General features: G+C 53.4%; 13 protein-coding genes, 1 tRNA gene and 1 pseudogene. 11 read left to right on the top strand and 4 right to left on the bottom strand.

Features of this window, described 5'->3' with window-relative positions; genetic code table 11:
* Positions 1-122: 122 nt before the first annotated feature.
* Both ACR0M3_RS09980 and ACR0M3_RS09975 read left to right on the top strand, forming a co-directional pair.
* The gene (locus ACR0M3_RS09980; RefSeq protein ID WP_480773607.1) at positions 123-1,100 is read left to right on the top strand and encodes a hypothetical protein; all 978 of its coding nucleotides are present in this window, start codon (positions 123-125) and stop codon (positions 1,098-1,100) included.
* On the top strand, positions 1,097-2,251 hold the full coding sequence (locus ACR0M3_RS09975; protein WP_480773606.1) for a hypothetical protein: 1,155 nt from the start codon (positions 1,097-1,099) through the stop codon (positions 2,249-2,251). Before ACR0M3_RS09980 ends, ACR0M3_RS09975 begins: the two co-directional genes overlap by 4 nt.
* A 53-nt stretch (positions 2,252-2,304) precedes the next feature.
* Here ACR0M3_RS09975 and ACR0M3_RS09970 read toward each other — a convergent pair whose 3' ends face one another.
* A complete protein-coding gene (locus ACR0M3_RS09970; RefSeq protein WP_480773605.1) occupies positions 2,305-3,024 on the bottom strand; it encodes a hypothetical protein in 720 nt (239 codons plus the stop codon).
* A 64-nt stretch (positions 3,025-3,088) separates the two neighbouring features.
* On the opposite strand from ACR0M3_RS09970, the gene ACR0M3_RS09965 reads away from it, so the two are divergent.
* The 4 genes and pseudogenes from ACR0M3_RS09965 to ACR0M3_RS09950 form a co-directional block, all read left to right on the top strand.
* Positions 3,089-3,340, top strand: coding sequence for a type II toxin-antitoxin system ParD family antitoxin (locus tag ACR0M3_RS09965; protein ID WP_480773604.1), 252 nt, complete (start codon positions 3,089-3,091; stop codon positions 3,338-3,340).
* Entirely contained in the window at positions 3,337-3,633 is a 297-nt protein-coding gene (locus tag ACR0M3_RS09960) for a type II toxin-antitoxin system RelE/ParE family toxin (RefSeq protein WP_480773603.1), read from the top strand. The genes ACR0M3_RS09965 and ACR0M3_RS09960 overlap by 4 nt, the downstream gene beginning before the upstream one ends.
* Before the next feature lie 257 nt (positions 3,634-3,890).
* Positions 3,891-4,163, top strand: coding sequence for a hypothetical protein (locus ACR0M3_RS09955; RefSeq protein ID WP_480773602.1), 273 nt, complete (start codon positions 3,891-3,893; stop codon positions 4,161-4,163).
* Positions 4,121-5,122 (top strand): annotated as a pseudogene (locus ACR0M3_RS09950) (recombinase family protein); the annotation flags it as partial. The gene ACR0M3_RS09955 and the pseudogene ACR0M3_RS09950, both read left to right, overlap by 43 nt.
* Here ACR0M3_RS09950 and ACR0M3_RS09945 read toward each other — a convergent pair.
* Complete coding sequence (locus ACR0M3_RS09945) at positions 5,024-5,449, bottom strand: hypothetical protein (protein ID WP_480773601.1); 426 nt, start codon at positions 5,447-5,449, stop codon at positions 5,024-5,026. The pseudogene ACR0M3_RS09950 and the gene ACR0M3_RS09945 overlap by 99 nt on opposite strands.
* A 223-nt stretch (positions 5,450-5,672) precedes the next feature.
* A tRNA-Leu gene (locus ACR0M3_RS09940) sits at positions 5,673-5,759 on the bottom strand.
* Positions 5,760-5,900: 141 nt separating this feature from the next.
* Between ACR0M3_RS09940 and ACR0M3_RS09935 the strand changes: the two genes are divergently transcribed.
* Positions 5,901-6,560: a DsbA family oxidoreductase gene (locus tag ACR0M3_RS09935; RefSeq protein ID WP_480481390.1), complete on the top strand. Its 660-nt coding sequence runs from the start codon at positions 5,901-5,903 to the stop codon at positions 6,558-6,560.
* Positions 6,561-6,601: 41 nt separating this feature from the next.
* The gene (lipB, locus tag ACR0M3_RS09930; protein ID WP_480481392.1) at positions 6,602-7,258 is read left to right on the top strand and encodes a lipoyl(octanoyl) transferase LipB; all 657 of its coding nucleotides are present in this window, start codon (positions 6,602-6,604) and stop codon (positions 7,256-7,258) included.
* A 503-nt stretch (positions 7,259-7,761) separates the two neighbouring features.
* Here lipB and ACR0M3_RS09925 read toward each other — a convergent pair.
* Positions 7,762-8,184, bottom strand: coding sequence for an HIT family protein (locus tag ACR0M3_RS09925; protein ID WP_480481394.1), 423 nt, complete (start codon positions 8,182-8,184; stop codon positions 7,762-7,764).
* A 553-nt stretch (positions 8,185-8,737) separates the two neighbouring features.
* Between ACR0M3_RS09925 and ACR0M3_RS09920 the strand changes: the two genes are divergently transcribed.
* The 3 genes from ACR0M3_RS09920 (at position 8,738) to ACR0M3_RS09910 (ending at position 12,816) form a co-directional block, all read left to right on the top strand.
* Positions 8,738-9,976, top strand: coding sequence for a metal-dependent hydrolase family protein (locus tag ACR0M3_RS09920; protein WP_480481396.1), 1,239 nt, complete (start codon positions 8,738-8,740; stop codon positions 9,974-9,976).
* Between the two features lie 459 nt (positions 9,977-10,435).
* Complete coding sequence (ctaD, locus tag ACR0M3_RS09915) at positions 10,436-12,094, top strand: cytochrome c oxidase subunit I (protein WP_267366169.1); 1,659 nt, start codon at positions 10,436-10,438, stop codon at positions 12,092-12,094.
* Positions 12,095-12,216: 122 nt separating this feature from the next.
* Entirely contained in the window at positions 12,217-12,816 is a 600-nt protein-coding gene (locus ACR0M3_RS09910; protein WP_480557277.1) for a DsbA family protein, read from the top strand.
* Positions 12,817-12,857: the final 41 nt, after the last annotated feature.

Genomic DNA, 12,857 nt, shown 5'->3' with positions numbered 1-12,857 from the left:
AAATTCGTCCGTCCGTTTCAGTCCCATAGTTCGTCTCCTTTGCTGCAATAAATGCTATCAAAGGAGCGGCAGCAAACCGCGACACGTCCAAGAGAATAATAATAGAGTAGTACGCGGCGGATATGAATACAGCTCAACTAAAAGAAATTGCAGAAAAAATCGTACTTTCCCAAGGGAACAAGTTTATCAAGGAGCTTCTTCGCAACAACGGTGTGAGGATCGGGAAAAACAAGGAGGAATTCCTTGTTAACCTTCGTCAAGGGATTGACGAAGGTCTGATCGATCAAACCAAGATCGACAAGTGGCTTCACGACATCGAAGGCTGGGGAAATCAGCATGTTTATTTGTTCGAACTCCCTAAGATTGAAAAAGCGGACCTTGCAGGTGCCATGCACGCGTCACCACATTCCGCAATTTTACAAGATCATGAGAACTACGAGTTCCCAGATGAGTTGACCCTCAAAACTGCAACCCTGAGCGATACAGAACTGTCCTTGGGGTGGAGAGAAGGAAGAGACAGTTGGGTACGTTCGAAGGCAAAAGACTATAGACAAGACATCAATGGCGATGAGTATGAATTTCGAGCCTATAGAGAGAAATCGGAAAGAAAAATTGCTCGTTTCGTTTGGGAGTTTGAGAGCCCGTTCTGCGCAGTATTCATCACGCACCCTAATGAAAGTGGGGTCCACGATGAGATTCTTGCACAAATTTGGTCAGACCTGGACACCTTCTCTGTGACCGACACTCCGTTGCAAAAAATTTCTCTAAGCAGCTCATTCAGCAAGCTCAATCAAAAACCAGAGCTGAAGGTTAACTCAGTCAAGATGAACGTGGACGGAGGTCATGTCAATTTGGTTGCAACCGCTCCACAAACTGGGATTCACGATATCGAGGCAATTCGGCAAGCTCAAAACGGCATTGATGCAAACCAGTTTTCGTCATCGGATGGAATTTTTCATTTCAACTCAGAAAATCTGCCTGGCCTTTCTCGGCAAGTAAAGGTTGAGGGCTCAGGAACGGACTCCCGCATTAGAATTTGGGCTCAGTGCACACGAGAAGACGTTGGTTTGATTGTACACGAAGTGAATTCGTCAAGATGACAATTGACCCTGCCAGATACATTGGTCGTCACGATGAACAGTTGGTTGAGGTTATTCAATCAAGATTGGAAACCAACACATCATCAGTACTAGACCCTGACCTGATAAGAAAAGATGCCTCATACAAAGTCAGCACTGAAGAAGTGATTACACTTCTCGAGGAGCTTCTAGAAGAAGGAATAATCTTTTCCACTGATGCCCAGTACTGCTCATCGGAACCGTGTGAAAAAGCTGGAGTATCGAGACCGCTGACAGGCGAAGAACTTGAAGCAGAAAAATGTAATGTATGCGACCAGAGCTTTGCAGATGCTGGTGAACCACTTGAGCAGCGGCACTACAGTACTCGTTCACCAATAAGTAGAGACATTCGCTGGATGATAGTCATTCACGGCTTCAACACTAGGGGGCCTTGGCAAGAAGAACTAAGTTGGCGCATTTCAAACAAACTTGCGTATGCCGCACCAGTTCTAATCTACAAGTATGGATTTGAACGGTTGGGGATTTTTTTTCGTTTCCGTCATGAAAAGCTGGTCAGAAAGCTGGGTGCAGAAATTTTATCTGCTATTGAGAACTCAAAGAAGTCAGCGCGAACGGAACCACCCGATGTGATCGTCCACAGTTTCGGTAGCCTCTTATTTTCAAAGTTATTGTTGTCCCAGGAGTTTTCGGATCAGAAGTTCGGCAGAGTGATTTGCGTCGGATCAGTAATCTCCCCCCAATATGACTGGGAAAGACACATAGCCGCAGGTCGTGTCGAAGCCGTGCTTTGCCATAGCGGCGGGAAGGACCTACCCGTGAGGGTTGCACAATTTGCTATCCCGGATTCAGGCCCTGCGGGTTACTTGGGTTTCAATAGTTTGTGTGTAAAAAACGTGCACAGTCAGCTGTTTTCTCACTCCTCCGCACTGGAACCCAAAAATATACGAACTCAACTGGATCGTGGAGGTCTTTGGGATCGTTTCCTCACGGCACCTCTTGGTACATTTAGCGATCAGACAGAAATAAAACACCCCAATTGGCGACCCACTTGGAAGATCATTCGGGGTCTCGCAAGAGTATTGCTGCTCGCGGCTGTCGCAACCGTAGCGATGCTGACTTGGGCTATTTCATCATCATTGTTCGTATGCCTAAAGAACTTGTTTGGATATTGACTCAATTCAATGAACCCAACCCGCAGCCAGTAAATCGCGTTGGGTTGGTACTTTTACGCTCTGAATCTGGCCATAGTTTTATGGACTAAGCAGTTGTGTTCTTTCACCCAGATATTCAGTTGAACAATATTTGCTGGAATATCAGGGGTATCGCTGGAAATAAGTACAAATTCATGCAAACCTTGGTCTTGGCTTTCAGTCAGCGGATCAAGTTTCCCTTCCATCGTTTTTGGCAGGCGATTTTGACCCGCTTGAATTTCAGCGCATGGTTCACCGTCTGAGCCGAGCGGGATGTTATGCCATTGCCCCCTCACACCCTGGAATGCAACCACGTGCCCATCAGCCTCACTATCGAGCTCGAAGCAAAAGCGCTCACCAAGCCGAATAGCAGTGTCCGCTGATTTCAAGTGGCTTTCGCGCTCAATGATCCCCATCGCCGTCGACACCAAGGCCAATCGAAACCGATCTGATGTCGCCATTTCATCTAATATCTCTCGCCACCTCATCTCAGGCGTTTGTGGGAATATCTCCGGTGCTTCCAAATGCGCGATATTGAAGTGATGACTGAGCAGGAAGTCATACAGCACCTTCGCCCGTATCGCTGAATATTCCCCCCGTTGCAGGTTACGCCGATAGTTGTCCGCAAGGTTCCAAGCCGGATCGAACGGAGTTTGCAGGAACTGATCAAACGGTTCATTTGCCAGTTCCGCTGCCGCGACTAGGGCTTTGTAAAGCTTCGCTTTATGCGCCTTACTCTTTGGTTCAAATGACATCAGGATTATGTTCCTATGGCAATATTTGTCATTTTGTGACATACTATGCGTAGGAGGACCAGATATGGCCAGCATGAATATTTCCCTGCCCGACCCCATGCGGGATTGGGTGGAACAGCAGATGAAATCCGGGCGCTACGACAACGCCAGTGAATACATGCGTGACCTCATCCGCCATGATCAGGACCGTGCCTCCAAGATCGCAGCTATGCAACGTCTGGTCGATGAAGCAATGGCCAGCGAAGACAGCAACAAATCCCTTTCGGAAATTCGCGCTATTGCCAGACAACAGGCTGGAATTGCTGCATCGGAATGAACTATCGCCTTTCTGCAAAGGCGGAAGCCGATCTGATCCAAATCTATATTGATGGCGTTCAAGACTTTGGCGTCATACAGGCCGAAGCCTATCAGGACAAAATAGACCAAACGATTGAACTGATTGCCGACAATCCAGAGATGGCTCGTCTGCGAGATGAAATCACCCCACCCGTCCGCATCCATCCGGTGCATGCGCATGTAATCATCTATCTGGTTGACGATAACCGGATGGTGAGAATTTTGCGTGTGCGTCATGGCCGTGAGAACTGGCCGGAAAACCCCATCGGATAATCGTTTCAACACTCTCGATCACCCGTTTACACCCTCCTTTCACCTGAGACCATCGTGTGCCTGCCACGGTAAGGTCACATCTAAGCGCATAGGATGATTGAAGAATTATTCTTGCGTGGGGCAAGATGATGTGGTTATATGTTCTATATTTGTTCTCATTTCAGTCTATGGCGAGACCATAGTGGAACGAACCCATCACCAAAACATTTCAGAGAAAGGAGCGCGTGCATGACCTGTCCGCCAGATAAAAAAAAGATATGCCTATTCGACCCAGCCTCTCGGTAGATTGGGAAGTCTACGCGGCAATGCTGGAAGACAGCGACATGCCTTTGGATCAGCAACAGGAACTGATCGAAACTCTGTGGTCCATCGTCGTGATGTTTGTCGATCTCGGTTACGACCTGCACCCCATCCCGCAAATCTGTGGAGAAGATGAAGAAGCATTGGATCAGGATTCCGCGGATTTGGTATCCTTGTTGAACAACAAATGGGCGCAGACCCGCGCAGAGGAGGACCAATGGCAGGAGTAACACCAAAACCAACAAAGGCTGTGATCTATGCGCGAGTGTCTGGGGCCAAGCAGGTCCGCGAAGGTGATGGCCTCGCCTCTCAGGAAAACCGTTGTCGGGAATACGCCACTTACAAAGACTATGATGTGGTTGAGGTGTTCATGGACGATATGTCCGGCAAATTCGAACGCCGCCCCGCAATGGATCGCATGTTGGCCTTCCTGCGTCTGCACCCCAAGGACAGCGTTGTGGTCATCATTGACGACATCAGCCGCTTTGCCCGCAACGTGCAGGCTCATATTGCCCTGCGCGAAACGCTCAGCGATGCGGGCGGCATTCTGGAAAGCCCGTCCATTGAATTTGGTGAGGACAGCGACTCGCGGCTCGTGGAACACATGCTGGCGTCTGTGGCTCAGCATCAGCGCGAAAAGAACGCGGAACAAACCTCCAACCGCATGAAAGGGCGAATGATGAACGGCTATTCCGTCTTCGCTGCCCCTATCGGATACGAGTACAAGAAGACAGGATCGCATGGCAAATTGCTGACCCGCGTTGAACCCGTCGCGACCATCATCAAGGAAGCATTGGAAGGCTATGCCTCTGGTCGGTTCTCGGCACAGGCGGATGTGCGACGGTTCTTAGAAAGCCAACCTGACTTTCCCAAAGACCTGCCGGATGGGAAAATCCGTCAGCAGAAGGTGACGGATATGCTGAACCGCGTAATCTATGCGGGCTATGTTGAGCATGAGCCGTGGGGCATCACGCGCCGCGAAGGACATCATGAGGCTTTGATCTCACTCAAAACCTATGAGGTTATTCAAGAGCGGCGTAGTGGCAGGAGCGTTGCGGCGAAGCGTCCTGACATCAACGAAAACTTCCCACTACGCGGCGCGGTGAACTGCGCGTGTTGTGACAAACCCATGACCGCGTACCATGCCCGGAGCGCTACCGGCAGACGCTACCCCTACTACAACTGCCAGACGAAAGGCTGTTCTGAGTACCGCAAAGGTATTCGTGCAGAGAAAATAGACACAGGCTTTGAGGCGATCTTGCGGTCTCTGACCCCAAGCAAAAACTTGCTCGATATCGCGATGTCCATGTTGAAAGATGCTTGGGATCAGCGCGGGGATCAAGCCAAGCAGACGAAGGCAGAAATCAAACGCCAGCACAAAGAGTTGGACAAGCAGCAAGATGTGCTGGTTGAGCGCATGATCGAGACTTCGAATCCCAAGGTAATGGCCGCGCTTGAAGCCAAGATCGCCAAGCTGGAAGAAGACAAGCTGCTGCTGACCGATAAGCTGTCCCACACCACCAAACCCACACGCAGCCTTAGTGAAATTATCGAACTCTTGCGAGAATTCCTCTCAAGCCCTTGGAACATCTATGTAAACGGATCACTACTCGTGAAGAAAACCATCATAAAAGCGGCCTTCAAAGCCCCATTGGCCTATGACCGCGAAAATGGTTATCGAACTCCGCAAACATCTGTTATCTTTGAGTTTCTAGCGGATTTCACATCAAAATGTGAAATGGTGCGGTCGAGAAGACTCGAACTTCCACGGGAGTTACCCCACAGCGACCTCAACGCTGCGCGTCTACCAATTCCGCCACGACCGCACTGCCAGTGACTTGGTAGAGCGGCGTATAGACGTTGGCGCGCGCGATGTGAAGAGGCAAAAACACGCTGGTTTAAAAACCTTCGCGGCAGCCTTATCTAAGCCGGTAAACAACACAGTTTCGATCTGACAGGAGCCGCAGATGACTTCGCCCGACACCCGCCCCATCATCCAAATCGATATCGTGTCAGACGTCGTGTGCCCGTGGTGCATAGTCGGGTTTCGCCAGCTTGATGCGGCTTTGAAACAGCAGGGCATCCAGGCCCAACTTCGCTGGCACCCGTTCGAATTGAACCCGAACATGCCGCCTGAAGGGCAGAACCTGCGGGAACACATCACTGAGAAATATGGCTCGACCCCTGAACAGAGCCAGCAGGCACGCGACAGGCTAACGGCGATCGGGGCGGAACTGGGGTTCACCTTCAACTTTGATGAAGACAGCCGGATCGTGAATACATTCAAGGCGCATCAGTTGCTGGATTGGGCCGAAGGTCAGGGCCTGCAACATCAATTGAAACTTGCGCTTTTCGACGCGTATTTCACCCGGCAACAGGATGTTTCCGACATTGAGGTTCTGTTGCAGGCTGTTACTTCTGCCGGGCTGAACCCTGATTCCGCACGGCAGGTGCTTGAGACCGGGGAGCATATCGCTTTGGTGCGAGAGAAACAGCAGTTCTGGACCAGCCGGGGGATCTCTGGTGTGCCGTCCATGGTATTTGGCGGAAAATACCTGCTGACGGGCGCACAAGGGGTCGATACCTATTCTCGGGTGCTGCAACAGTGTTTGGCCGAAGCGGCCTGACCCCTCTTCCCCTGCCCGCTTTGGGCGGATATGAGGCCGCCATGGAATGGAAAATCACCGATGGTCTGACCAGTTATGACGACGCCACCGCCTTTATGGAGGCGCGCGTCGCCGGGATTGCGCGCGGCGACGCGGAGGAGTGCATCTGGTTGCTGGAACACCCGCCGCTTTATACAGCAGGCACGTCGGCAAAGATCGAAGACCTGACCGATCCTGACCGCTTTCCGGTTTATGCAAGCAAACGCGGCGGCGAGTACACCTATCACGGGCCCGGTCAGCGTGTGGCCTATGTCATGTTGGACCTGAACAAGCGCGGGCGCGACGTGCGCCAATTTGTGAAGCAGCTGGAAAACTGGGTGATATCGGCACTGGCTGAATTCAACGTACACGGCGAAATACGCGACGGACGCGTTGGTGTCTGGGTGCGGCGCGACGACAAACCGCTGACGGTGACCGGCAAACCGGCAGAGGACAAGATCGCGGCAATTGGCTTACGTTTGCGAAAATGGGTTAGTTTTCATGGCATTTCGGTCAATGTCGAACCGGACCTGGAGCATTTTTCGGGCATTGTTCCCTGCGGGATCAGCGAATACGGCGTGACCTCGTTGGTGGATTTGGGTCTTCCGGTCACCATGGATGATCTTGATGCGGCCTTGAAGACAACCTTTGAGGAGGTTTTTGGCGCTTCGGAAACCTGATTCTGTCTGGGGTTCAGCAGTCGTCGAATCAGATTCTGTCGCTCCCCGATACAACAATATGGATGGGCGGAAGGCTCTGTTTCCGAAACACGTCGCAATTTACCAAGAACGATCCAGTTTTACGGTATTCTTTAGGCAAATTTTAATTCTCTGGGATACACCGGAGTTGTTAACGAGTAATATGAAACTGCCAATCAAGAGTGAGTGGTATGTTAAACCGGTGATCAAGGGCTCGCCCTCGAAATCCGAGAAGTGTTTGGTTACGAGTCTGCCGTTCCGACCCCAAATCGGAACGGCAATTCATTTCCCCCTTCCCGCTTAATCTTATGGCCAATTCGCGTTGCAAGGGAGCAGGCGATTTCTGCGTTATCCGGCTATTGAGTCACTTGGTCGGTCCCAAGGAAGGGTTTCGGGATATCTTGTCTCCGGTCGCGGCGATATGCGCGGGCGGGTGTGGGTAATCGTCCGGATTATCACCTCACAGACAGACCGTAAAATATTGACTACAAAGCGAGTTTTATCTTCTCCGCATGTTCGGCAATCAGGTCGAAATCACCCATTTTACCAGACGGGCGCATCGACACGCCGTCATGACGCGGCAGGATGTGAAAATGGAGGTGGAAAACCTCCTGCCCGCCTGCGGTTTCGTTGAATTGCTGAATGGTTACACCGTCCGCCTCGAAGGCTTTCATCACTGCACGAGCCATCTTTTGAACGGTGTTCATAACCGCCGCCAGTTGGTCGGGCGTGGCATCCAGCACATTGCGGCAGGGCGTTTTGGGGATCACCAGCAAATGCCCATCGGCACGAGGCATGATGTCCATAAAGGCCAGTGTGTCGGCGTCTTCGTAAACTTTTGACGAAGGTATCTCGCCGCGCAGAATTTTGGCGAAGATGTTGTCGGGATCATAATCCATGGTTGCCATCCGTTCCTTGAGGGGCTTTTGCCCGAGTTGTGGTCCACCCGCCCCGCCGGGTCAAGCCGGGGGATTGAGCCGTGAAATGTACAAAATGTACCGGGTTTTCAGAGGGCGTTGTACGTTTTGTACACTTGGATTTGGCATGAGATCACATCCTCAGAGACAGATGCGGCGCGTTCCCGACAGGTGATGCCTGCCTAGGCAGCAGAGTACAGATTTCGCAACTCTTAATCGGACGTAAACTGGTTAAGTTTTTGAGAAATTCATCCAGGTCGAGTCAAAGGTCCGCCAGATGGACGAAGCTGACGTTCGTCAACTAGGCCGCGCCGACGCCTTTTAACGTTGTCAGAGCGGCTCTTGGGATTTCCGACGGTCGGAACGTGAAGTTGATCAGAGTTATATACAGGTATAGCGTGAAAGAGCATCTTCAGACCGTTCAGACTTCAGAAGGATTTCGTAAATGCCGGCTCTCTTCCGTATTCCAATAACCGTGCTGTCGTTAGCCTTGGCCTGGTCACCGGCAATGTCTCAGGATGGATCATCCATCCTGTTCACCAACGTGAACGTGTTTGACGGCGAAAGCGAACAACTACTGGAAGGTGCGAATGTCGTCGTAACCAACAACTTGATTACTGCGGTTACCACGGAACCTCTCGCTGTAGCGGGCGGGACAGTCATCGATGGTGGCGGGCGCACGATGATACCGGGGCTCATCGACGTCCACTGGCACACTTCATATTGTTGCGCGGCTCAAACCACCGTGATTTCCGGAGATATACTCGAGATCGCAATCCGGGGTGCCATGGGATCGGAAGACACGCTGATGCGCGGATTCACGACGGTGCGAGACGTCGGCGGCAATCCCTTCGCGACAAAGAAGATGATCGATGCGGGCGAAATTCCCGGCCCACGAATCGTGCCTTCTGGCCCTCCGATTAGCCAGACGGGCGGTCATTTTGACTACGGTGCCTACCAGGACGCGCCTTCAAACCCGGGTGACTCGCTTTGGTATTGGAACCGTGTGGGGCTGATGCTGATCGCGGACGGGGTTGACGACGTCACACTGCGCGCCCGCGAAGTCATGCGCATGGGCGCTTCGCAAATCAAGATTTCTGGCGGTGGCGGTGTTTCGTCGGTCTATGACCCGCTCGACATGAGCCAATACACGCTCGAAGAGTTGAAGGCATTCGTCGCGGTTGCAGAAAGTTACAATACCTACGTCGCCTCGCATATCTTTACCGATGCAGCTGCCCAAATGGCGATTGAAGCCGGGGTCAAAACCATTGAGCACGGCAATTTGCTCAGCAGGGAAACCCTACAGATGATGAAGGACAACGGCGTCTGGTTGTCTGTCCAGCCATTGCTTGACGACGAGGACGCTTTCTCATTCAGCGACCCAGTTAGCACAGCGAAATGGGTGGAGGTTACTGATGGCACCACGACCTCAATCGATATGGCCAAAGAGATCGGCGTGAAGGTCGCATTCGGCACAGATATGCTTTTCGATGCGGAGCTTGCGAAAAAACAAGGCAAATTCCTGGCGAAGATGAAGACTTGGTACACGCCATACGAGGTTCTGAAAATGGCGACCTCGACAAATGCTGAATTGATAGAACTCGCCGGACCGCGCCACCCGTACCAGGAAGGCCCGCTTGGTGTGATCCGGGAAGGCGCTTATGCTGATCTGATCCTCGTCGATGGCAATCCTATGGACGATATCGATCTGGTCGCGGACCCCGATGCAAACTTCGACCTGATCATGAAGGACGGCAGGATATTCAAAAACGAGATCGAGTGATCAGCATTTCTTCAAGGTGTTCCGAACGCTGTGTGAGCCTATTAGATGGCAGGCTAACTCGATGCGCCTCAAGGTGCGCGACAAGGGCGGGGTGGGCCACAGGTAGTTCGCTGCGCAAGCACGAATGTCTTAGAAGGTCTCGGGGCTCCCCCCTTCCCTGTCCTCGGTTCGGGTGATTGGCCAGAGGCAAAGGTTCACGCCTTTCCGGTCAGCTTTGAGAGCCGGACCCATTGCGGGCGACCTGAACACAGGCGCTAGGCCCGCTGTATCACCAGCCCCCCCGAACGCTCAGATCCCGGCTTCTCGAACACCCGTTTTCAAGGGGGGTGCGGCCATTTATCTTGATCCAGATCAAACTCGGCCATTGAAGGTCGCCCCTACGCATTCTAAAACCAGCAGGAATCCCGCGCGTTGGAGAGGTCCGGCTGCGCGGTGTAGTTGCAACAGGAGGCACCTATAATGGCAGACGCAGCCATTCATGGTCACGACCATGAAGACCAGCGCAGCTTTTTCCAGCGCTGGTTCATGTCGACCAACCACAAGGACATCGGGATTCTGTACCTGATCGTTTCGGCTCTGGCCGGTCTGATCTCGGTTCTGATGACCGTTTACATGCGGCTCGAGCTGATGCACCCCGGTGTTCAGTACATGTGCCTTGAAGGCTTCATGGCCGACCCGTGTACGCCCAACGGGCATCTGTGGAACGTGATGATCACCTATCACGGTGTTCTGATGATGTTCTTTGTTGTCATCCCTGCCCTGTTCGGCGGATTTGGCAACTATTTCATGCCGTTGCAGATCGGCGCGCCGGATATGGCGTTCCCGCGGATGAACAACCTGTCCTTCTGGCTTTATGTCGCCGGTACCTCGTTGGGTGTGGCCTCGCTGCTGAGCCCCGGTGGGAACGATCAGATGGGTTCGGGCGTGGGCTGGGTTCTGTACCCGCCGCTGTCCACGACCGAGGGCGGCATGTCCATGGACCTTGCGATCTTTGCCGTACACGTATCGGGCGCCTCCTCGATCCTCGGCGCGATCAACATGATCACCACCTTCCTGAACATGCGTGCCCCCGGCATGACCCTGTTCAAGGTGCCGCTGTTCAGCTGGTCGATCTTCGTCACCTCGTGGCTGATTCTGCTGTCGCTGCCGGTTCTGGCGGGCGCAATCACCATGTTGCTGATGGACCGCAACTTTGGCTTTACCTTCTTTGATCCGGCCGGTGGCGGCGATCCGATCCTGTATCAGCACATCCTGTGGTTCTTTGGCCACCCGGAAGTGTATATCGTGATCCTGCCCGGTTTCGGCATCATCAGCCATGTCATCGCGACCTTCTCGCGCAAGCCGATCTTTGGCTATCTGCCGATGGTCTGGGCGATTATCGCGATCGGTGTTCTGGGCTTTGTCGTGTGGGCGCACCACATGTACACCGTCGGCATGTCGCTGCGTCAGCAGGCCTATTTCATGCTGGCCACGATGGTCATCGCGGTTCCGACGGGCGTTAAGGTCTTCTCGTGGATCGCGACCATGTGGGGCGGTTCCATCGAGTTCAAGACACCGATGCTGTTTGCCTTCGGCTTCCTGTTCCTGTTCACCGTTGGCGGTGTGACCGGTGTGGTTCTGTCGCAGGCTGGCGTGGACCGTGCCTATCACGACACCTACTATGTGGTTGCGCATTTCCACTATGTGATGAGCTTGGGTGCCGTCTTTGCGATCTTTGCGGGGATGTATTTCTACTTCGCGAAAATGACCGGTCGCCAATATTCCGAGTTCTGGGGCAAGGTTCACTTCTGGATGTTCTTCATCGGCGCCAACCTGACCTTCTTCCCGCAGCACTTCCTGGGTCGTCAGGGCATGCCGCGCCGCTACATCGACTATCCCGAGGCGTTCGCGCAGTGGAACTATGTTTCGTCGATTGGTGCGTTCATCTCGTTCGCTTCGTTCCTGCTGTTCTTCGGCATCGTGATCTACGCCCTGCTGCGTGGCGCGCGCGAGACCCGGCCCAACTACTGGAACGAGTATGCGGATACGCTGGAATGGACCCTGCCCACGCCGCCGCCCGAGCACACGTTCGAGCAGCTGCCCAAGCAGGAAGACTGGGACAAGGGCCACGCGCACTGATCCCGATCTGAACCAAGAAAACCCCGCCCAGGTGGCGGGGTTTTTCTTTGCCCTCACCCCGCGTTCGCCAACTGCCCCGAAATCGGCTATGATGTGCGGACGGAACAGTCGGAGGGTCGGCAATGCCCGAGATCGACTTTTGGTATTCCATTGGCAGCACGTACAGCTTCCTGACCGTGATGCGTCTGGACGAATGGTGTGCCCAGCATGACGCCACGGTGAACTGGCGCCCGTTCAACGTGCGTACGGTGATGTCGGCTCAGCAGAATATTCCTTTTGCCGGAAAGCCTGTGAAATCGGCTTATATGTGGCGCGACATCGAACGCCGCTGTGCCAAGTACCACATCCACGCCAACCTGCCCGCGCCCTATCCGATTTCCAATCTGCCGCTGGCCAATCAGGTTGCGGTGCTTGGAATGATGGACGGCTGGGGCGTGACGTTCACCCAGACGCTTTATCGCATCTGGTTCGAAGAAGGGGTGGAAGCCGGTCGCGAAAGTGCACTGTCCGAGGCGCTTTTGCGGTGTCAGCAGGACCCCCGACTGACCCTGGCGCGCGCGCAAGGCGACGACATCGTCGCAGCCCTTGAGGTGGAAACCGAAACCGCCGTCAAACTGGGTGTTTTCGGCGCCCCCAGCTTTGTTGTCCGGCAGGAGGTATTCTGGGGTGACGATCGTCTGGATGACGCCCTGTCCTGGTCTCGGGTCGGCCACGTCGTCTGATCAAAACCCGTCGACACGAGGCCGCGCTGCGCTATGTTCGC

The organism is Ruegeria sp. O5, from assembly GCF_056535105.1.
Note: the sequence above shows the minus strand (reverse complement) of the source record. Positions and strands in the feature narration are given on the sequence as shown.

Excerpts from the sequence above, each read along its gene's own strand:
- ACR0M3_RS09980 (WP_480773607.1), top strand. The coding sequence starts at position 123 with ATGAATACAGCTCAACTAAAAGAAATTGCAGAAAAAATCGTACTTTCC.
- ACR0M3_RS09975 (WP_480773606.1), top strand. The coding sequence starts at position 1,097 with ATGACAATTGACCCTGCCAGATACATTGGTCGTCACGATGAACAGTTG.
- ACR0M3_RS09970 (WP_480773605.1), bottom strand. The coding sequence starts at position 3,024 with ATGTCATTTGAACCAAAGAGTAAGGCGCATAAAGCGAAGCTTTACAAA.
- ACR0M3_RS09965 (WP_480773604.1), top strand. The coding sequence starts at position 3,089 with ATGGCCAGCATGAATATTTCCCTGCCCGACCCCATGCGGGATTGGGTG.
- ACR0M3_RS09960 (WP_480773603.1), top strand. The coding sequence starts at position 3,337 with ATGAACTATCGCCTTTCTGCAAAGGCGGAAGCCGATCTGATCCAAATC.
- ACR0M3_RS09955 (WP_480773602.1), top strand. The coding sequence starts at position 3,891 with ATGCCTATTCGACCCAGCCTCTCGGTAGATTGGGAAGTCTACGCGGCA.
- ACR0M3_RS09935 (WP_480481390.1), top strand. The coding sequence starts at position 5,901 with ATGACTTCGCCCGACACCCGCCCCATCATCCAAATCGATATCGTGTCA.
- lipB (WP_480481392.1), top strand. The coding sequence starts at position 6,602 with ATGGAATGGAAAATCACCGATGGTCTGACCAGTTATGACGACGCCACC.
- ACR0M3_RS09925 (WP_480481394.1), bottom strand. The coding sequence starts at position 8,184 with ATGGCAACCATGGATTATGATCCCGACAACATCTTCGCCAAAATTCTG.
- ctaD (WP_267366169.1), top strand. The coding sequence starts at position 10,436 with ATGGCAGACGCAGCCATTCATGGTCACGACCATGAAGACCAGCGCAGC.
- ACR0M3_RS09910 (WP_480557277.1), top strand. The coding sequence starts at position 12,217 with ATGCCCGAGATCGACTTTTGGTATTCCATTGGCAGCACGTACAGCTTC.